Origin of the sequence: Paenibacillus sp. Marseille-Q4541, from assembly GCF_018310695.1 — a bacterium.
Lineage (GTDB): Bacteria > Bacillota > Bacilli > Paenibacillales > Paenibacillaceae > Paenibacillus.
Map to the genome: position 1 here is coordinate 32,207 of NZ_JAGXCY010000016.1, position 19,963 is coordinate 52,169.

Below are 19,963 nucleotides of genomic sequence, written 5' to 3' on the forward strand. Positions count from 1 at the left end.
GCTCAAGTAAAAGCCTTCTTGATGAAAGAACCAGGCTTGAGCCTTCTTATCACCAATTTACTTTTTCTTGAGCTTCTTGTTCTTTTTTTTTCTGTTATCGTCCTCTTCTAATCTTCCTCACCTGTAATCATTTCGATATCAAGACTTGCGATCTGCTCCTTCCAATCCCGTGAACAGTTCTGATCCGTAATAATCATAGAAATATGGGTGAGTGGGGCAATCTCGGCAAAGGTAGTCACACCAAATTTAGAATGGTCTGCAACTAGAATGCTTTCCTCTGCTCGTTCCATCATCTTTCTGGATAACAGCGCTTCTTCCAGATGAAAGTCAGTAATTCCATCTGTAATCGAAATCCCACCGGCCGAGATAAAAGCTTTATTCACTTTAAATTGTTGAAATAATTGATGTGTTATCATACCCGTTGCTGCCTGGTAATCCCTATGAATCTCTCCCCCGGCGAAAATAATTTTGCCTTGAAATCCTTCCATAGCACAATTCAGAATAGGGACGGAACTCGTTAATACAGTGACTTGCGAACGTCCTTTCAAATTCCTCATTATTTCGAGCGTCGTTGTCCCGTTATCCAGCATAACCGTCTCTCCATCTTTGATCAGTGAGGCCGCGATCTTCCCTATCGTTTGTTTTTCCTTGAGGTTCATCCCGCTCCTGGTCAGAAAAGAAGGCTCAACGGTTTCTGATCTCACACGTACGGCTCCTCCATATACTTTTCTTAGCTTCCCTTCCTTCTCTAGTCGATCAAGATCTCTTCGAATGGTTTCCGTTGACACTTTGTACATTTGGGCCAGTGAAATCACCTGAACCTTGCCTGTTTTATCAAGTTCAGTCAATATGGTCTCTCTACGTTCTTCGTATGTTAAAGACAACGGCTTATCCTCCTACCTATTTCTATGTTCATCTGTGGCATTTTCCACAACGCACTTGTATTCATGTGTTTTTATGTTGATTTTCTTCGAGTGTATTATTCTGCAAATCACTTGTCAACTCTATAATAGTCATTGATACTCTTAGTTTCCAGCTAAAAAATGTATACAAAATGAATTGACACTTTGTGGATTTGGATATAAAATCACCTTCAATGCCATAAAATAACACAAGAATCCACAAATATGATATCGCTAGAGGAGGAATTTACATGGAGCAACACATGTCATTTCGAGAAGATGGTACTTTTACCATCGTACAGTTCACTGATCTTCATTGGATGGATGGAAGAGAAGAGGATCAACGTACAAGGAAATTAATGGAGCTCGTCATGGATGCAGAGCAGCCTGACCTTGTTGTGTTCACAGGAGATGTCATCTATACAGGACCTGTTAGTGAAGGGAACACCCCTTGTACTAATCCTCAACAAGCCCTTCGCGATGCGGTTGCAGCCGTGGAAGATCGAAATATTCCGTGGGCACTTGTATTCGGTAATCACGACACGGAACAAAGGATAACGCGCGAGGAACTGATGCAAGTCGTTATGGAACATACGAACACGGTTACAATTCCTGGTCCTGACGATATTAGCGGCTCAGGAAACTATACAATCGAGCTTAAGGATAGCACAGGCAAAACCGGGGCTGCTCTTTATTTTCTTGATTCAGGCAGCTATTCCAAACTACAGCAAGTACCCGGTTATAACTGGATCCAACGTGACCAGATTAACTGGCTGACCGCAGAATCGCAGCGTATTCACGCTTCTCAGCCCGATGTAGATGTTAAACCTCCTGCTCTTGCATTTTTTCATATCCCGATTCCTGAATATCAGCAAGTATGGGATACACAAACTTGCATCGGACATAAATCAGAACCCGTCTGCGCTCCACCTGTAAACTCCGGTCTATTTACTGCTCTACTGGAAATGGGCGATGTTATTGGTACGTTTTGCGGACATGATCACACGAACGATTTTGAAGGAACCCTACATGGGATTCGGCTCTGCTATGGTCGGGCTAGCGGATACAATACATATGGCAAGGAAGGATTTATGCGCGGAGCACGTGTGATGAAATTAACGGAAGGAAAAAGGGATTTTGAAACTTGGTTCCGTGTAGAGAATGGCGAATCGATAACAAATTCTCCTGTCCACTCTCCCGTTCATGTTTGATGACTAACAGAACACTTCCAAGGGGATGACGAAACATTGGTATTACCTATTATGCTGGTCGTTGCTTCTGGTATAGCGCACGCGACGTGGAGTCTCTTCACCAAGCAAAGCAAAAATAAAAGTGTTTTTTTATGGTCTATTATGATGATTCCATCTATCATACTTTTACCTGTTCTTATATCTGAATTATGGAATTCCCCGCTTAGCGGGGCTTCCTACTTATTACTTATCCTATCAATGATTCTCCAAGCAATTTACTCATGGTTGTTATCTCTAACTTACGAGTTAGGAGATTTATCGCAAATCTATCCGATTATGCGTGGTACGAGTACACTCCTTGTTCCCATCATTGGGGTGCTTTTTCTGAATGAATCTCTAACTACTATAGGCTGGATCGGAATTATTTGTATGTTAGCCGGATTTGCATTTCTTGGAGGTTTGGGATCAAGACGCCCAGCAGCGCAGTCAAGGGTTGCTACCTTGCGACCTGTCATGATGGCTTTATCCGTAGGATTATGTACCACCTGCTATGTTTTTGTTGACAAATTGAATTTACAACATATTTCACCGCTCGCTTTACTTGAAGTGACCAATATTGGATTTGTAGCTGGACTTACTCCAGCTGTACTTGCCTCACGCAGTTTGAAGGTAGAATGGTACCACAACAAAAAAACGATACTACTTGGCGCATTGCTGAATCCTGGATCGTATTTTTTGTTTTTACTGGCGCTAGAGCAAGCACCCATGGCACATATCAGCCCCCTGCGGGAAATCGGTACAGTTTTCGCCACTTTTCTAGGTATTCTTCTCCTTAAGGAACAGCAAGGGATGAAACGTATACTTTGCTCCGTTCTTATCTTCTGCGGCATTCTTCTTGTAGGAATATTAGGTTAGCGATCATTCTAATAATAAAAAAAAGCCGGTGGCCCGTTAAGGTCCCGGTTTTTTTATTTTTAATCCACTCTATACCTCTAGTTCATCACCCCTATGTTTCACTGGGTTTTGTACCTTCTATTGCTAGCAAATACATCTTCATCTCTGTCGCTTCTTGTTCAGCCCATGTCCGATAGCTATTCTCTGCATCCATTCGTTCCTGTTCTGTAACGTATCCATCCGACACCATTTGCTTACCGCGACTAGCCGCTACATCTGCCCAGATCGTAATTCTACTATCGAAATCAAGATCACCTCTTACTGTGTGCTCGTGTTGTTCCGATTCTCTTAGATCTTGGAGACCAGCCCGCTTGAAACAGCTGATGAGTGAATCAGCTAGTTCATTCGACATACCGCTGTCCTGTCGCCACTTAAGAAAAGCCTTATAAAAAAATGAAAAGGCTTCCGGCGGCTCGGGACTCCACTCTATTTTCTCATGATTATAGTCCAGTACTAGAACCATACCTCCCTGCTTAGCAGCGTCAACCATTTGATCCAGAGCTTTCATTGGCTCCGATAGCCACTGCAGAACTCGCGCGGCAGTCACAACATCATATGTATTTTGGTAAGGCAGTCCGTAAATATCTGCCACATAAAAATCAAGATGATCCAAATGTTTGGAGCTCTCTATTGCTTCATTAATGAGCCGCTCACTTACATCAATTCCGGTGACAGTACCTTCGAATCCTACTTGTTCAGCGATCCCTCTCGTAATTGCACCACTTCCACAACCTACATCAAGTACGGACATCCCCGGTTGCAACAGCTCTGCTAATCTTCGGTTTGATGTTTCCAAAGTCCGCTGATTAAGAATAACGGATGTCCCTTCCGGCATAGATGCCCGGTCCCGTGAAATATGATTCATACTGATCCCTTCCTTCTTCGGATTTCCTCCTATCATAATGGACTCACCACAAAAATAATACAAAAATATGGAAAAACCTTGAGTACATGATCTGTATCTACAGATCATGTACTCAAGGTTACGATTTTCTTTTAATTTGCGATTTTACAGAACCGATCTAGCATGGCCTCCAGTGCTTCCAGTTCATCTTTTCCCCTTGTGGACAAGCGAAGGTGAGTTCCACTCCGAATGGGCTGAAATATCATCCCGAGTAAGCTTTTCACATCAATAATATGTTCGTTATTATCCTGATCTACAAACGAGAGGACAATCTGAGACACGAAACGTGAAGCCAAGTTCGAGATTTGGATTAATTCAAGCTGATCAAAATTAGATTGAACCGTAAATTCATGAACTCTCACATTCGCCACTTCCTTTTCGAATCTACTTTCAGGTTCTGCTAAACATTTTTCACTTACTATTCTAATTCAAACTCATAATTTGGTAAATGATTACATTTAGTTTTTACTTATTTTATACCGTCCTACATCATACAAAACAGACAACCACGAAAGGCTGTCTGCTTGGCGAATGTTTTTATCAGAAATACCTAAATGATTACCGTAAGCTTGCGGTAAATACATTATGAACGTGAATATTGTCCACAGGTTTACCTAAAGCGGCTGTCATCAGCACAAAAGCAACATCTTGTTTTGGATACATCCAAACCATACATCCACCCATTCCGTTATGACCAAAAATATCACGCTCTATAAATCCTTTATGCCGGATTGGAAGCTTCCATACAAAACCGTAATCAGATTCTACCTCTTCGATATGCAAGGTTTGCGGAGTTATCATCTGTTTGAAAGTGGAAGGCTCAATCAGATATTGTCCTTCTTTGTATTCCGTTTGTCTCAACATCGCTTTGGCGAAAAGAAGCAAGTCATCTGCCGTACTGAACAAGCCCCCGGAAGGAACTTTAGCTGCGACCAGTGCATCCATTTGATCTTTCATTGCTTCCCCGCCAGCAATAGGAGCAATTCGGAACTCATCCTGATGAGATCCACCAAATCCGGTATCTTTCATTCCGAGCGGTTCAAAAATGTGTTGTTTCAAATATTCCTCATACGTTACACCGCTAAGTCGCTCTATCATCTCCGCCAGAACCGTAAACGCCATATTGTTATAGCTGACTTCCTTGCCTGGAGCTGTTTCCAATTGACTCGCCTTTAGTGCAGCATATAATTTAGGATGACCCATTCCGTCAGGATCGTGTTTCCCCTGCGCCCACTCCATTGCGTAACGTTGATCTAATCCACCGGTATGCGTAAGAAGATGCCATACAGCAAGCTTATCTTTGCCGTTTTCGGCAAACTCCGGGAGAACCTCACTCACTAGCTGTCCGGGATGAAGAAGTCCTTTTTCCCAAAGCTGCATAATAGCAAGTCCAATCATCGGCTTGGTGATGGAGAATACCGGAAAAATAGAGCTGCTATTGATTTCTCTTCCATCCTCATACGTCCCATAAGAACGAAGATCCAGCAGCTGTTCACGGTCCGTGATTCCAAATACAGCGGATGGCCATTTCTTGTTTACTACATTTTGTTCTATATAATGATATATCCGATCGAATTCGGAAGACTGATTTCTCAAGACGGAACCCCTCCAATGATATGTATATTCTTTATTATGGTAACATGGATAATGACAGGATACAAAACAAAGCCGTCTCACTCTTCTATACGAGTGAGATGGCTTTGTTTTATATGTTCCTACCTTTTTACCTATTATGAATATATTAGGATGCGTTACTTTAATGCTTGCTGAATACGTTCTAGCAGTACGCTTACTTCAGCGCGACTGGCTGGGGCCCCGGGATGAAACTTTGTAGCAGTCTTCCCTTGAATCAGCTTATTTCCGTACAAATAAATGATATCATTTTGTGCCCAGTGGGAAGTGATATCTGTAAAAGGATTGCTGTTGTCAGCGGTCATCCCTTTGCCACTGCTCTTCAGCTGTCTTGCCAGTATTGCGGTAAGTTCCGCTCTCGTAACTGACGCACTCGGATTAAATTTCAAATTCCCTTGTTTATCTTTTAAACCTTGAATGAGTCCGTATTTTCCTGCTGTTTCCACATAATCATAATACCAGTCTGAAGTGTTGACATCGGAGAAGGTAGGTACCGGTTGTTGCTTCATATCTAGGCCAAGAGCTACTACTGCGGATTTGGCAAATTCAGCTCTTGTCATATCCCGAAGCGGTTCAAAGTTCCCTTCACTTGTTCCTTGGAGAACTTCAGTCGCAGCCAGTTTTACGATCGAATCCTGAGCCCATTTTAGCTTCGAAATGGCTCCTTTATCTTTAAAACCAGCTAACGTTTGCGAAGCAGAAGGAAGGCTTACTTTTTTAACAGCTGGTTCGCCAATGGTCTGTGTCTTCTCATTGACTTTATCAGTTGCTGTACCATTTGCTAGGATCGTAATCGTTGGCTGATTGATCCGGTGTTTAATATTTATCCCTGGGTTATCGGGCTGAATAATGATCGATTTGGATTGTTTCAAAGTAGCTGAACCTGCTTTCAGAGCACGAAATGAGACCGTTCCTACTTTGCCATATCCCGTAAAAAGTTTGGCATCCTTTGAAGTAATCGCTTCAGCAATCTGCACACTTCCGGTCTGATCTATTTTATTCACAAGACTCATAGGACTGCTCGTTTTTTTGAAAATCGAAGGTGTTAACTTTTTGGAATCAGAGCTAGGTGCTAATAGTGAAGCATCAAAATCCATATGCACTTCATAACCCTGTACTTTACTGTAGTCACCTGTAAATCCTTGTAACCATATGGCAACTTCAATCGTGTCCCCAACCTTGGCCTGATATGTAGAAGGAACAAGACGAACGATCGGGAGGGCCGTCTCCGAGGCCGCTTTCGTGTTTGCTACTTCCGTTGCTGCTGATACAGGACCCGCTGATATAGTGCAGATCATTATACCCATGGCTACTGATATTGCTATCCATTTGTACGTCCACTTTTTTTTGTTCATTATCCGCATCTCCCGTCGTCTTCATATGTAGGGAGAGAGGATGCGATGGCATCCTCTCTCCTGTAAAACTTAGTTTTAGCCTATTGCCAGTCCCGATAAAAACCGTTGTTGCTTACAATAGAGATCCATTAGATTTCATAGTTGCTAATGATGTAGGAGACATCTAGCAAGTCAACGCTGTTATCGCGGTTGATATCCGCAGCAGATGTTTTGGCATTTGGCCAGCTGGAACCTTTGACAGCGCCGAATACTTTAGCTGCAAGCTGAAGGTCAACGAGATTTACATGCCCATCTTGATTCACATCACCCGCTGTAAGCGGTCCAAAGTTCAAGGTTTCATTGCCATCTACGGTTACTGTGCCAGAATCAGAAATGTGTCCTGGTACAACCACACGTACCGTGTATGTTCCTTCTGGGACTTCAATCGTGTACGTACCGTTCGCTGCTACAACACCGACACCCGCTACTTGTCCATTGGTACCTACTGCTTCCACGACTACTTTGTGTACGCCGTCTGCACCTTGGTACCAAGTTTCACTGTAATCCACATCTTTAAAGGCTTTCGCATCAATGCTGCCCGTAATTGTGAATTCACCCGGAGCCGGAGTAGAAGTTACTTTTACTGTTCCATTCGTAAGGTCAGCAAGTGGAATATCTTCAGCTTGGCTGTTCAGTACACGAACATTAGAAAGGGCAAACGTAAAATCCCCTTCTTCACTACTAGCAAAATGAAATGAGGCGAGCGCACCTTCACCGGTATAACCGGATGGAATTCCTGCTAGAGAAATAACATAGTCCGTTTTGGCTTTTCCGTTACCAAGATCGGTTGTTTTTTCATTTATAATGGGAGATACTCCTGGGTTCTCTTCTTCCTGATAAGTGGCAAGTGCCACGCTTGGAGTAACGGTTCCTTTAACAAGATCCTTGTCATACGTCAAACTGAATTGCGCGGAATAGAGATCCTTGGTGTCTGTAAAATCAATGTCAACATTAAAGGATTCATTAATGCCCACTTGATTTTTGGATGGATCAGCAACAAGCGATATTGCGCCAGGGTTAGGCTCGCCGGGCTCACCATCTGATTTATAATTCACCACATGGGCTGGCTCTAAATAGCCATTGCCGGACACATCATATACGTAGATATCATACTGATTGTCACCTGCTGCCACAGGCACATCAATCGTAAATTTTCCGTCCGAACCAATCGTCCCTAGAGAATATTCCAGGTTGCCATCTACTTCATAGTCGGCTTCAACAGCAAGGCCTGAATAATTTCCTAGAAGTTCAACTAATAGATCCTCTTCAATTTGTCCTGTAATGACGCCAGTATCACCATCCACTTGGATCGCAGGGTCATCCAGTGAGCTCACTGGTGCTTCTTTGTCTATAACAAATTCATACGCAGCATCCTCTACAATTTCTAACTTTCCATCACCGATTTGTACATAAGGAGCAAGAATGTATGCATCTGAATCGAGCGCAAACTCTGTGTCGTAATCCGTAACAAGACCATTCCAACCAGCTAAGCTATAATCGCCCGGTGCTAGCCCACCTTCAACCTCAGCGATAGCACCAACCCAGTTCCCCGTGTAATAGTCAAACACATCAAGAGAGAAGTAGTCGTTCGCTACATTGACGGAGAACACAGCATCCGAAGTATCAATGATGCCATCCCCATTTGGTGAGAAGAACTGTGGATCAAGTTCAAGATCAGATACGACTGGAATCTCCACAGGTTCACCGACATACACATACACTGGGATTTTAAGCTGATGACCAGAAGTCTCTGTTAAAATCACTTCTCCGTCGTAATTTCCATCAGCTACACCAGCGTTCATAGCGAGACTAACAGTAAACTCCGTCTCTCCCCCAGCAGCCACCTCTACAGAAGATTGGCTTGAGGAAAGCGTACCTGGGGCAGTTCCATACCACTCTGTCGTTACGGTATAAGAAGAATTTTCAGAGACAATATCGCTCAGATGAATCATCTTCGTTGTTGTTTGTCCGCCCGCTTGAACACCATAGGACAGCAAACCTGTTTCATATGGTGTTGCTTCACCAGTTTCTACCGCTGTTGTTTCTTCTTCAACGAGTGCAACAGCTTTTGCTTCCAAACTGCTAGTTAGATCAATTCGTCCGGCTCCTTGTTCATTGTGAGCGTAACGTTTACCCTCTAGATCCGTCAGCTTCATTGCATTGTTGGTCATCAAACCTTTGACCTCATACGGATTCAGGGTTGGATCTTTATCCAGCAATAGCGCTGCTGCTCCTGCGATATGAGGTGCTGCCATACTTGTCCCTTGCAGATCCGCATAAGCATCCGTATAATCTCCGCCATATGCCGGAACGGAAGAACGAATACCTACCCCTGGAGCCGAAATGTCTGGTTTGATTCCATAATTCGGAAGACCGGGTCCTCTTGAGCTGAAATCACCCATCAGATCTTGCTGTAAGTCAACACCGAACGTAATGGTGTAACCAGGGTTTGAATCCACTTTTGTTTTGAGTGCAGTACCGTCTTCCAGAGAAATACTTAGTGTAGGGATATAATCTCCCGGTTCACCTAAAGTACCTCCAAAATTACCTGGCGCATTATTGTAAATAACGGCTGCTGCTGCACCAGCAGCTTGTGCATTCAGCGATTTTTCTGTGAAAGAGATAGTTCCTCTTTGAATTAGTGCAACTTTACCGGTTAGATCCTTCCCTGCAAAATCCTCTGTTCTGCCGAGTCCTGCTGCAATGACTTCGAGCGGTTCGCCTTTCACTGAAGACAAGTCTGGGGAGTACGTCATTAAACTTCCATAAGTTTTAATAAGTCCATCAGCCTCGATCGTTGGTACATTCAAAGGCGGTGTAGAAGCTCCTACCGAAATAGGAATTTCGGCGGACCCAGGAGAACCAAGCGTGTAGCCGTCTGGACCGCTATTTCCATTGGAGACAACGGCGACCACCCCTGCTAGTGCTGCGTTGTTAAGTGCAACGGAAGTAGGATCGTTCTGATTGTTAATTTCACTACCTAGCGAAAGATTAATAATATCCATACCATCTTGTACAGATCTTTCAATCCCCGCAATTACGCCTGCGGTTGGACCAGATCCTCTAGGACCCAGTACACGATATACATATAGATCTGAACCGTAAGCTACGCCGCGAACCCAGCCTTTCCCCGCATCAGGATCCAGCGGATTACCACGACCCGCAATCGTTCCGGATACATGGGTGCCATGCTCGGTTGCTGCCTCAGGATCTTTTGGATCAGGCGGTGTCTCATAAGGATCATTATCATTATCGATAAAGTCGTATCCACCTTTGTAGGCATCTTTCAAGCTAGGATGATCATAGTCGATCCCTGTATCAAGAACACCGACTTTGATACCGGCCCCGTCATAGCCAATGTCCCAGAATGTATCTGACCCGATAAAAGGAGCACTTTCATCCATATTTGGTGTTACACTACTGATTGGTGTTGCCTGCATCTCCGCATCTGGATAAATAGCTTTCACCCCAGGAAGCTTCAGAAGGGCATCCACTTTATCTGCACCGATCTCAAGTGCGTATCCGTTAAATACATCTGTATAATTCGTTTTGAGATTTGCTTTCAGCTTTGCAGCTGCGGCAGCAAATGCTTTTTGCTGGTTATTAATGACACTTCGCTGATTAACAGTAGATTTACTTAATCCTTGTGCCTTGTTTGACTCTTCTACCACGACAGGATTTTCGGTTAACTCGACAATGACGCTTATGATATCGGTACTATCAGACTCTGGTACATAATTCTGAGGTGCAAGATCAGAGCTGATTTTCGCACCGCTTGATGAAGGGAGTGAATCCATTTCCTGTAGGGAAGCACTGGATTTGAAACTTCCTTTCTTATTTTTCATTGCCTCAATCTTTTTATCTACGTTAAACGTTTGGGTTGAGTTAATAGATAGTTTCCTTGAATCAACTTGAAACTTCTGAGGATCGAACTTTCTAGCTTCTGCGCCGGAGACAACTGCAGGAAACACGGTGGATAAAAACAGGGCGGATACGACGGATAATGACATCACTCTGCGTCGAAAGGGCTTAGACTGCATTGTATTCCTCCTTATTTCGATTCGGTAGATTAGTAGATTTGGGGAAAATTGCTGGGGTTTAGCTTAACCTATTTTCATCGCATATCTCCTTTTTCGATAAAATGTTCTTATGTAAACGATGAAGTAACGTTGTCCGTTCTTCGAAAACTATTCTAATTCAACAAGATCAAAAACATTGTTGAATTTTCTGACGCTACACTTTTATGGTAGATTTCATACCAAACACCTATGTTTTTCACAAAAAACGTGTTGATTTGATCTGGAATATGATCTTTTTAAATTTTCTAGGTCACATAACGTCACATCAAATTAATCATCCAACGGTTGAAAGATGTATAATCTATTGTTTTTTTGTCATTAGAACTCACAATTCTGTGCGCCACATTCAAAAATAGGAATCAGGCGCTATAGGGTTTAGAATTAAACCTATTTTAGCTGGTCCTAGTGTCTTACCTCGCGTTAACAACTTTGGTTTTATTGGGTCGAAAACTATCGATACTAAGAACTAGATATCTGTTTGAATAGATAAAAAGGCCTGAACCATGGATTACTTTCACCATGACCCAGACCTCACCTTACTCTATCCACTATCAATTAAGGAGTATATTCGACAATCCTACGCTGTAACTATTTCAGGTTTTTAACTGATAAAATATCATTTCATGTTGGAGCCCAAACCCGCATTGTTCATACAGGGAGTGTGCTTGTTCGTTATTTCTAGAAACAGTGAGCGTAATTTTATGTACACCTCCGGAAAAAAGATCCTCCCGCGCATGTAAAATGAGTCGCTTCCCTATTCCTTTCTTTCGGTACACTGGATTTACTGCTATATACTCTACGGTGGCTTCTGCGTGCTCTTCTCCTTGTTCAGTGTAAATATATCCATACAGAATCTCATTAGAAGCGATAATCCAGAGCTTATGCTGATCACTTAATCGGCCTAGAATGGCCTTGGCATCATAATAAGTTCCCGGAAATGAAGCGTCATGAAGTTTCGTAAAAGCGGAAGTCCACTGTGAGCTAAATGCATCAATATATCCCATATTTTTTTCGCTATGTATCACTTTGTTTGAAAGGGCCTCATTTGACACACATTTTGCCGCCCAGATCATTTCATTCTGTTTTTTCACAGCTTGTGCCCTATTCATAAACTGTCTCGCTTGCAGATTCTTTGCATTGTAAAACCCGCTGTAGGTTTGTATTCGTCCATCTAGTTTTCGAGTTCCTTCGCTCCATAAGATGTCTGCAGCATCGTGCCAATCTACGGAAGAGTCATCAATAAACGGCCCCCATATCTCAGCTTGCCCTAGCTCTATATCGACATCAAAACCAAGTACGCCTACGATAAGCTCCTCTTCCATTAGAACATGTAATGAATCACTCAGTGCCAGATCAGAAAATTCATGTAGCAACGTATCTTTAATTTCCGCAGCATTGTCACCTGCATATCCGACATGAGAGGCTGGATTCGAATTGATTCTAGCGATAAATTCAGCTATATCTTTCAGATTCAGAAACGGATGGATCGAGATCATCTTTATACTCCTTCTCACGTTCTTTAATCCCAGCGTTCATCTAGTTTATCAGAATAAAAAGCAATCGCTCGTTTATATTTCTGCACACCTTCATTACTTGAATGTTCGGCAATTTCCTCTAAGAGCAATTTCATCGCTTTTTTATATTCCTTAAGATTGTACTGAACCATAGCCATAAAAACCTGAAATTCACGTTTCTCAGGAAACTCTTGCATCGCGATTTCAAAGATTTTCTCCGAATTTTCATATTGCCCCAGTGTTCGATATGTACTTCCAAGACCTAAAAAAACGCCAGCTCTGTCTTCTTTGGATAGTTCACCTGTTCCTGTCAGTGCAGCTTCATAATATGGCACGGCTTCTTTTTCGAGTCCTAAAGTATCATAAGTCCAGGCAAGCTGATAATTTAACTGCGCAGAATCGATTTGCACTTTGCCGCCCTGATGAAGACCTTCGAGCCTAAGTAACTCCTCCAGTGCCAATTCACTATGCCCTCCATCCCTTAATACCACTACTTTTTTTAACCAATCCATATGTATTCCCGCTTTCTACATTTGCTATATTTCATCTTAACAGCTGACAAACTTCTTCCGTAGTAATCTTTAATTTAGAATCATTTATTCCCAGATAGACATGCTCAAAAAAAGAGACACAAACCTGTGCCTCTTTTTTGAGCAATAACTTATTTTATGGTGCTGAGTTGGCTGCCTGATTTTGTCTTTTTCGAATCGAATGAACCCCCATAATAACTGCAATCAGTTCATAACTATCCATATTGGATGAGATATTTTGCAGACGATAGGCCCCTGAGCTAAAAAAGCCCGAGATTTTCTCAAATGTAGCCACTGTCTCCTCTCTCTCATCCTCAATCATAAAATCTCTCGAAAACGCTGGAGAGACGATCGTGAATAGGTTAGATCGGGCTTGGTATTCAAACTTTTTTTCAAAAAAACTCATTCTGGAACGTACGATCCCGATCGTCTCTCCTTGCGGATCAAGTACATTCCATTTGTTCGAAAACATTGGAAATTTTCCTGAATAGATTAGCTTGCTAGAAGGACCGTAAATATCCAGTGAAGACCCGAAAGCACTTTTCAAATCGATATGTCCCAGCTCATTACCTGATGCATCTACAATCTCAGTTAAACCTGCATTAAAAAAATGATCCCTAAAATAAAGTTCCATTCACTCTACCTCCCTTAATTGGTTTAATAAGAAAGATATCCATCTGGACTATATTCCCATATTAACTCTTCTGTTCAGTTACCTTTTGGTCTAAAAAATTCAATCATCTTAATAAAGGTAACGTCATAATTCTTCATGGTATCTTGGAGTGAATAGAGTCTTCCATCCAGCTGCTGGAGCGCATAAACATAATCATGTCTAACTAAATCCATAGCTGGTTTACCGATATACTCTCCTTGATAAGCCGCAATTTGTTCATTGTCACTTCCCTCGAAGTTCATCACTTCTCGGAAGGATGCTTCTACAAATGCATTAACTAAAACTAGCGTATTCCCCTCTTGCTGAACGGCCCGATATAAATTGCCTCTATCATCTTCAATAAGATCCTTGTTTAATTCTATGTTCATTATATCCCTCTTTTCAGTTCATTGTTTCACGACAAGTTATAATAAGAAAGAACAAGTTTTCATATGTTACTCAGCCTATTACTCTCTTCCGTCTATTGTATCAGGTATTATGCATAAAAAGCCTCTTTGAAACTTTTGTAATTCAAAAGTCAAAGGGGCGTTGTATTTTTCGCTGGCAAGATTTGTAGTTTGTTTCTCAGAAGATGAATAAGATTCAATATTCCATTATTATATGGTTTAGTGCAAACATATGATTCAGAAGAAATCATAAAAGTGTCTTACGAAGACGGATCAAAAGTAGATCTTGAAGCACCCATAATAAAAAGTACTGATAAATCATTTTGGTATTATCTTCTCGATAAACCACTAAGCGGAACAGAAGAATCTTCTATAAAAGTTACAATAGATCACTAGGCAGTAAAAACCTTCGCAATCTCTGTTTGTAGTTGCATTTATAGACAGAATAATGAAATTTTATTTCAAGCATTAATTTTGAAATCAAGCCAAATAAAAAAGCTGTATCTCTATAATAAAGAGATACAGCAAACTGTTGTTACCTTTTACATAAGTATTTTGCATAAATCCATGGAGCCGCTAAAATCGAATTATGCAAAATGCTGACATATGAAATTCATTCCCCATCTAATTTCATTATCCAAGGTAAACTTCAAATGCTGAAATCGTTGGACACCATCTCGATTCCGTAATATTGAGACGAATATACCGTGAGGTAACATTATCAAACCTGCATATACGCTTATAACCGACAACCGTTCCACTCCATAATGTCTCCCACTTGCCATCCTGCAGAACTTCCAGTTCGAACTTCTCAATACGCTGACTATATCGATGTTCCTGTAATACAATATGGTTAAATTCTGTCTCACCTTGCAGATCAACTTCAATGGTAACCTGTTCTGTACCCTCTTCTGGGCACCAGTAGGTGTCAGGACTCCCATCAAAAATATGGTTAATCTCATGCCCGTTCATCGTCTCAGAAGCCGTAGCTGTAGCTCCTTCGGCCAAATTTGTACTGAATGTGTTCCGAATCGTATCTCCAAGCTCCTTCAGACGAGCACGGTCATTCTCATGAATGAGCCCCCGCCGATCTGGCGGTAAATTCAGCAGGAATGTCGCGTTTCCGCCAACTGAGCCGTAATACACATGGAGTAATTGTTCCAGAGATTTCACTTTATCGTCTTCCGAAGCGTGGTAGAACCACCCCGGGCGAATCGATGTATTGACTTCCGCTGGATACCAGACCAGTTCACGTTCCTTGCTAATAATCTCTCTGCTTCCAAGGTCACCGTCGGTTGAATCGTACCTGCGAGCGAACTCACCATCATCTACTTGTTGAGATTTCTCTTGGATTCTCTCATTGGAGCGAAGGGAAGCTGGTACCACACTCCACTCCGATTCCCTGCAATGACCCGCTTCATTCCCACACCACCGAATATCCGGTCCACACACATTGATAACCGCATTCGGCTGTAGTTCCCGAATAAGAGAATAGTAGGCATCCCAATCATGCTCCTGACGCTTACCATTCGGACCTTCACCGCACGCACCGTCGAACCATACACAGAAAATATCGCCATAATTCGTTAGCAGTTCTCTTAATTGATTCATAAAGTATGCATTGTACTTAGGAGAATCTCCGTACGTCTGTTCATGACGATCCCATGGAGACAAATAGACGCCGAACTTGATCCCACCTTTACGGCAGGCTTCTGCTACTTCCCCAACGATATCTCCCTTTCCGTTTTTCCAAGGGCTATTCTTAACTGAATGTTCCGTATACTGACTCGGCCATAAGCAAAAACCGTCATGATGTTTACAAGTAAGAATAAGTCCCTTCATCCCTGCCTCACGGCACGAGTCTACCCACTGAATCGCATCAAACTCTACAGGATTAAAGATAGCCGGGTCTTCATCGCCATGTCCCCATTCTTTATCCGTGTACGTATTGATCGTAAAGTGAATGAAAGAATAAAACTCCATTTCCTGTACAGCCACTTGTCTTTCTGAAGGTTTCACCTGCGCAGCATATTGTATCAAATCACTCATGTCATTTCCCCTCCGTCACTCTTAAGCTTGAAATATCCCGTTTCTATTTATCCAGCGCTTTCTGATAAGCCGCCAAATAGGCATCCAGTTGCATCCCTTTGAATCCGTTTACATAGTTGTCCCAATCCTTATCAATATCTTTATTGCCTGTCACGAATTGAGCCAGATTCGATTTCACATAATCGGATAATGTCTTAGACATTTGTGTCACAATTAGTGCATCCGCTGGATCAATAAAAACGTCGGTCGGATAAACCATTTCTGGTTTTGCAAAGGGCTCATATTTTTTCGCTGCAAGCCAAAGTCGATAATCAATTGCACCCTTTTCCAGAGGATCTGCCGGTGCTACAAACGATTCGCGGATTGAGTTGAGCATTTGCATTGTTCCTAATTGCCACCAGGTATTAGCCAGTGGATTTTGTCCACTTGCAGATTGTTCTCTCGTTACAACATTATACTTGGCTGGATTACCGTTATAATCGAGTTCTCCGCTCTCCGCCATTTTATATCCTTCACCTTCAAAACCCCATGTGGTTAATACCGTTCCTTCTTCAGAGAAGAGATAGTCTGCCAGGCGAATGGCCGCAATTTGTTCTTCCTTGGTCGCTTTATTCGTAATAACAAACTGTCCAGCACCCGCACCTACCGTATAACCTGCTAATTGAACACCATCCGGCCCTTTCAGTGGTGGGACGACGTCGTAAGCTTTATGACGTGTGTTGTTATTATCATTAACTTCAAAAATACCTCCAATATTCGCAGTACCTACACTACCTACCACAACATCGGGCTTGTTGGCTAGTTGTTTAACCGCGTCAACATTTTGTGTAAATGCCGCTTTATCCATCAAACCTTCTTGGAACAACTTATGTAAATACTTCACGCCCTCCTTCCATTCTGGTTGCATAGGAGCGTAGATCACCTGTCCATCTTTTATCATTAAACCCGTGCCATCGTTATAGATAAAAGCATTCATTAAGAAAGTCTCTACACCGCCGCCCCAATCATTGTTGGAAGTCGTGAAAGGGATCTCATCGTTCTTCCCATTACCATTCGGGTCTTTCTCTTTAAAAGCCTTCATAACTTGATAAAATTCTTCTGTTGTTGTAGGCATAGCCAAATCTAACTTTTCAAGCCACTCTGTATTAATCCACAATCTTTGGTAGTACGTACAGTGCAGACATTCATTGATTTTTGGGAGCGCATAAATGTTACCATCAGGGGCAACCATACCGTCCTTTAGATAAGGTAAATCCGTCATCGCTTTTTTAATATTTGGAGCATACTGTTCAATTAAATCATTCAGCGGAATAAACGCGCCTTGTTGGCCATACTTCACCTGATCTGCCTTCGACATTCCTGCACTAAGAATGACGGACGGGTAATCGCCACTTGCTAACAACAATAGCTTTTTATCGTTAAAAGCAGCTTCTGGGGAAGTACTCCAATTGAATTTAATATTAAGTTTCTCTTCCAAATACCTCGAAAATTTATTAACATCCAAATTCTCAATCCCAACCGTTTGCGGAGAAAACACCGTCAATTCTACCGGTTTATTCGGATCTTGAGTCGTATCTGCAGAACTATTATCATTATCTTTAGAAGCACACGCTGATAACACCATAGTAAGAATAAGCATCAGACTCATTACTTTAAGCAGATTTGTTTTCATTGAACAGCCTCCTTATATTTGAAAACTTCTCTTGTATAACCTCATGATTATAATGTTTGTCTGACAAACACCTCCCTTTCAGCTAACATCCTCACCCCTTCAAAGATCCGATCATAACCCCTTTAACAAAGTGCTTCTGAACAAACGGATAGATGATAAGAACAGGAGCACTGGATACAACAATCAACGAATATTTCAATAGATCCTTCAATCCTTGTTGCATCAAAATATTGTTAACGTCCTTGTACATATCCGAATTTTCAGAGTTTAGAATAAGAAGATTTCGCAAGAAAATTTGTAACGGGAACATATGACTATCCTTCAAATAAATCAAAGCATTAAAGTAGGCATTCCAGTGACCAACAGCGTACATGAGGAATAACACCGCAATGATTGGTTTGGATAAAGGAATTACCATCTGAAGAAAGAACTTCAGATCACTACATCCATCGATTTCCGCAGCTTCTGCAAGTTCATTGGGAAGGGATTGAAAGAACGTCCTCGCAATAATGACTTGGAACACCGCAAATGCTCCCGGAAGGATCATAGCCCATCTTGTATCCAAAATACCCAGTGACTTAACGAGCAAGTAATTCGGAATCAGTCCACCATCGAAAAACATAGTAAATACAAGAATCAGCATCATGAGGTTACGACCATAAAATGTTTTTCGTGCGAGAGGATATGCCATCATAATCGTGAATGAAACGTTCAATAGCGTACCGAACACGGTATAGAAGAGCGAGTTACCGAATCCAACCCAAATGTCCGAATTCTGGAATACCGCCTTATATCCTATGAACGTAAAATCAACAGGCCATAACCAAACTTTACCGGAAGTGACCGCAGCCGGTGAACTGAATGAAGCGCTGAGAATATGTAGAAGCGGAAACAAAATAATAAGGAAGACAACGACCAAAAACAGATATACCAAACCTATAAATATTCGATCTGTTACCGATTCTTTTATGCTCGTACCACCCAAGGTTATCGCCTCCTACCACAAACTATTGGAAGATATTTTTTTGGCTACAAAATTTACAATAATCAGCAGCGTGAAGTTAATTACGGAATTAAACAATCCGATAGCCGTCGAGAAGCTGAAGTTCGCTCCGAGTAGACCAACTTTATATACATAGGTAGAAATGACTTCCGATGTGTTTTGATTGAGCGGATTTTGCATCAAATAAATTTTTTCAAACCCAAGGCTCATAATTTGACCCAAGCTTAGGATCAGCATGATTACGATGACAGGAATCAAACTTGGAATATCAATATTTCTAATTTTTTGTAACCTTGTTGCACCGTCTACTTTAGCCGCTTCGTACAATTCCGGATTTACACCCGATAATGCAGCAATGTAGATAATCGCTCCATACCCCATATTCTGCCAGACGTCAGACCATACATAGATGGACTTAAATAGCTCCGACCTTCCAAGAAAATCGATTGGTTCCAGTCCCAAGGCCCGGTAAATATTGCTCAAAAGCCCTACATTCGGTGATAAGTTCACAATAAGAATAGATACAATGATAACGGTCGAAATGAAATAAGGTGCATACGTAACCATCTGAACTGATTTTTTGAATATCCCATTCCGAATTTCATTCAGGGCAAGTGCCAATATAATGGGTGCGGGAAACCCGACGAGCAGTCCATACAGTGAGATCAGTAATGTATTCCGCAAATAATCCCAGAAGTATGGCGCATCTAACAATTGCTGAAAATACTTAAAACCTACCCACGGACTCCCCAAGATTCCCTCTACAAGGTTGTAATCTTTAAAAGCGATCACAACACCAAACATGGGAATGTATTTAAAAATAATGATGTAGAGAAGCGGTAAAGCAACGAGCATATAGAATTGCCAGTGCCTCTTCATTCGTTGCAATACACGCTTACCTGGTTTGTTCGAATACATCATTAGTTTTTCCCGCTCTGGAACGGGTTCACTGCTTATACTAGCCATCAAGCCACTCTCCTTTGTCCCTGAGTTAATCTCATGTTAAACAGGCGGCGGGATTGCAGCAATAAACAAGAATCTCGGTACAATTATTTTCCGCAAGGATGCGGTAATAGGGATT

At 41.9% G+C, this 19,963-nt stretch carries 16 protein-coding genes; 2 read left to right on the plus strand and 14 right to left on the minus strand.

Features of this window, described 5'->3' with window-relative positions; translation table 11 throughout:
• Positions 1-107: 107 nt before the first annotated feature.
• On the minus strand, positions 108-884 hold the full coding sequence (locus KFT32_RS16180; RefSeq protein WP_211748268.1) for a DeoR/GlpR family DNA-binding transcription regulator: 777 nt from the start codon (positions 882-884) through the stop codon (positions 108-110).
• A gap of 269 nt (positions 885-1,153) precedes the next feature.
• Here KFT32_RS16180 and KFT32_RS16185 point away from each other — a divergent pair, with 269 nt between their 5' ends.
• Positions 1,154-2,113 carry a metallophosphoesterase family protein gene (locus tag KFT32_RS16185; protein WP_211748269.1) on the plus strand — a complete coding sequence of 320 codons (960 nt, stop codon included), beginning with the start codon at positions 1,154-1,156 and terminating at the stop codon, positions 2,111-2,113.
• Between the two features lie 36 nt (positions 2,114-2,149).
• Entirely contained in the window at positions 2,150-3,007 is an 858-nt protein-coding gene (locus tag KFT32_RS16190) for a DMT family transporter (RefSeq protein WP_249435928.1), read from the plus strand.
• 91 nt (positions 3,008-3,098) lie between these two features.
• On the opposite strand, the gene KFT32_RS16195 is transcribed toward KFT32_RS16190, so the two are convergent.
• The 13 genes from KFT32_RS16195 to KFT32_RS16255 all read right to left on the minus strand — a co-directional run bounded on the left by KFT32_RS16195 (position 3,099) and on the right by KFT32_RS16255 (position 19,848).
• The gene (locus tag KFT32_RS16195; protein WP_211748270.1) at positions 3,099-3,911 is read right to left on the minus strand and encodes a class I SAM-dependent methyltransferase; all 813 of its coding nucleotides are present in this window, start codon (positions 3,909-3,911) and stop codon (positions 3,099-3,101) included.
• Between the two features lie 131 nt (positions 3,912-4,042).
• Positions 4,043-4,312, minus strand: coding sequence for an HPr family phosphocarrier protein (locus KFT32_RS16200; RefSeq protein WP_211748271.1), 270 nt, complete (start codon positions 4,310-4,312; stop codon positions 4,043-4,045).
• Positions 4,313-4,508: 196 nt separating this feature from the next.
• Positions 4,509-5,546: a serine hydrolase domain-containing protein gene (locus KFT32_RS16205; RefSeq protein WP_211748272.1), complete on the minus strand. Its 1,038-nt coding sequence runs from the start codon at positions 5,544-5,546 to the stop codon at positions 4,509-4,511.
• A gap of 155 nt (positions 5,547-5,701) precedes the next feature.
• Positions 5,702-6,937 (minus strand): S-layer homology domain-containing protein, encoded by a 1,236-nt coding sequence (locus KFT32_RS16210; protein ID WP_211748273.1) that lies wholly within the window; start codon positions 6,935-6,937, stop codon positions 5,702-5,704.
• 128 nt (positions 6,938-7,065) lie between these two features.
• Positions 7,066-11,016 carry a S8 family serine peptidase gene (locus KFT32_RS27475; protein ID WP_211748274.1) on the minus strand — a complete coding sequence of 1,317 codons (3,951 nt, stop codon included), beginning with the start codon at positions 11,014-11,016 and terminating at the stop codon, positions 7,066-7,068.
• Between the two features lie 632 nt (positions 11,017-11,648).
• Positions 11,649-12,551 carry a GNAT family N-acetyltransferase gene (locus KFT32_RS16220; protein ID WP_211748275.1) on the minus strand — a complete coding sequence of 301 codons (903 nt, stop codon included), beginning with the start codon at positions 12,549-12,551 and terminating at the stop codon, positions 11,649-11,651.
• Positions 12,552-12,574: 23 nt separating this feature from the next.
• Complete coding sequence (locus KFT32_RS16225) at positions 12,575-13,081, minus strand: tetratricopeptide repeat protein (RefSeq protein WP_211748276.1); 507 nt, start codon at positions 13,079-13,081, stop codon at positions 12,575-12,577.
• Positions 13,082-13,235: 154 nt separating this feature from the next.
• A complete protein-coding gene (locus KFT32_RS16230; RefSeq protein WP_211748277.1) occupies positions 13,236-13,733 on the minus strand; it encodes an LURP-one-related family protein in 498 nt (165 codons plus the stop codon).
• A 74-nt stretch (positions 13,734-13,807) separates the two neighbouring features.
• Entirely contained in the window at positions 13,808-14,140 is a 333-nt protein-coding gene (locus tag KFT32_RS16235) for a hypothetical protein (RefSeq protein ID WP_211748278.1), read from the minus strand.
• A 651-nt stretch (positions 14,141-14,791) separates the two neighbouring features.
• Positions 14,792-16,207, minus strand: a complete 1,416-nt coding sequence (locus KFT32_RS16240; protein WP_211748279.1) for an alpha-L-fucosidase — start codon at positions 16,205-16,207, stop codon at positions 14,792-14,794.
• A gap of 43 nt (positions 16,208-16,250) precedes the next feature.
• Positions 16,251-17,879 (minus strand): ABC transporter substrate-binding protein, encoded by a 1,629-nt coding sequence (locus KFT32_RS16245; RefSeq protein ID WP_211748280.1) that lies wholly within the window; start codon positions 17,877-17,879, stop codon positions 16,251-16,253.
• A gap of 91 nt (positions 17,880-17,970) precedes the next feature.
• On the minus strand, positions 17,971-18,864 hold the full coding sequence (locus KFT32_RS16250; protein ID WP_211748281.1) for a carbohydrate ABC transporter permease: 894 nt from the start codon (positions 18,862-18,864) through the stop codon (positions 17,971-17,973).
• Between the two features lie 12 nt (positions 18,865-18,876).
• Positions 18,877-19,848, minus strand: a complete 972-nt coding sequence (locus tag KFT32_RS16255; RefSeq protein ID WP_211748282.1) for an ABC transporter permease subunit — start codon at positions 19,846-19,848, stop codon at positions 18,877-18,879.
• Positions 19,849-19,963: the final 115 nt, after the last annotated feature.

Bases quoted from the DNA above. Each gene is read 5' to 3' on its own strand.
- KFT32_RS16185 (WP_211748269.1), top strand. From the start codon at position 1,154: ATGGAGCAACACATGTCATTTCGAGAAGATGGTACTTTTACCATCGTA.
- KFT32_RS16195 (WP_211748270.1), bottom strand. From the start codon at position 3,911: ATGAATCATATTTCACGGGACCGGGCATCTATGCCGGAAGGGACATCC.
- KFT32_RS16210 (WP_211748273.1), bottom strand. From the start codon at position 6,937: ATGAACAAAAAAAAGTGGACGTACAAATGGATAGCAATATCAGTAGCC.
- KFT32_RS27475 (WP_211748274.1), bottom strand. From the start codon at position 11,016: ATGCAGTCTAAGCCCTTTCGACGCAGAGTGATGTCATTATCCGTCGTA.
- KFT32_RS16220 (WP_211748275.1), bottom strand. From the start codon at position 12,551: ATGATCTCGATCCATCCGTTTCTGAATCTGAAAGATATAGCTGAATTT.
- KFT32_RS16225 (WP_211748276.1), bottom strand. From the start codon at position 13,081: ATGGATTGGTTAAAAAAAGTAGTGGTATTAAGGGATGGAGGGCATAGT.
- KFT32_RS16230 (WP_211748277.1), bottom strand. From the start codon at position 13,733: ATGGAACTTTATTTTAGGGATCATTTTTTTAATGCAGGTTTAACTGAG.
- KFT32_RS16235 (WP_211748278.1), bottom strand. From the start codon at position 14,140: ATGAACATAGAATTAAACAAGGATCTTATTGAAGATGATAGAGGCAAT.
- KFT32_RS16240 (WP_211748279.1), bottom strand. From the start codon at position 16,207: ATGAGTGATTTGATACAATATGCTGCGCAGGTGAAACCTTCAGAAAGA.
- KFT32_RS16245 (WP_211748280.1), bottom strand. From the start codon at position 17,879: ATGAAAACAAATCTGCTTAAAGTAATGAGTCTGATGCTTATTCTTACT.
- KFT32_RS16255 (WP_211748282.1), bottom strand. From the start codon at position 19,848: ATGGCTAGTATAAGCAGTGAACCCGTTCCAGAGCGGGAAAAACTAATG.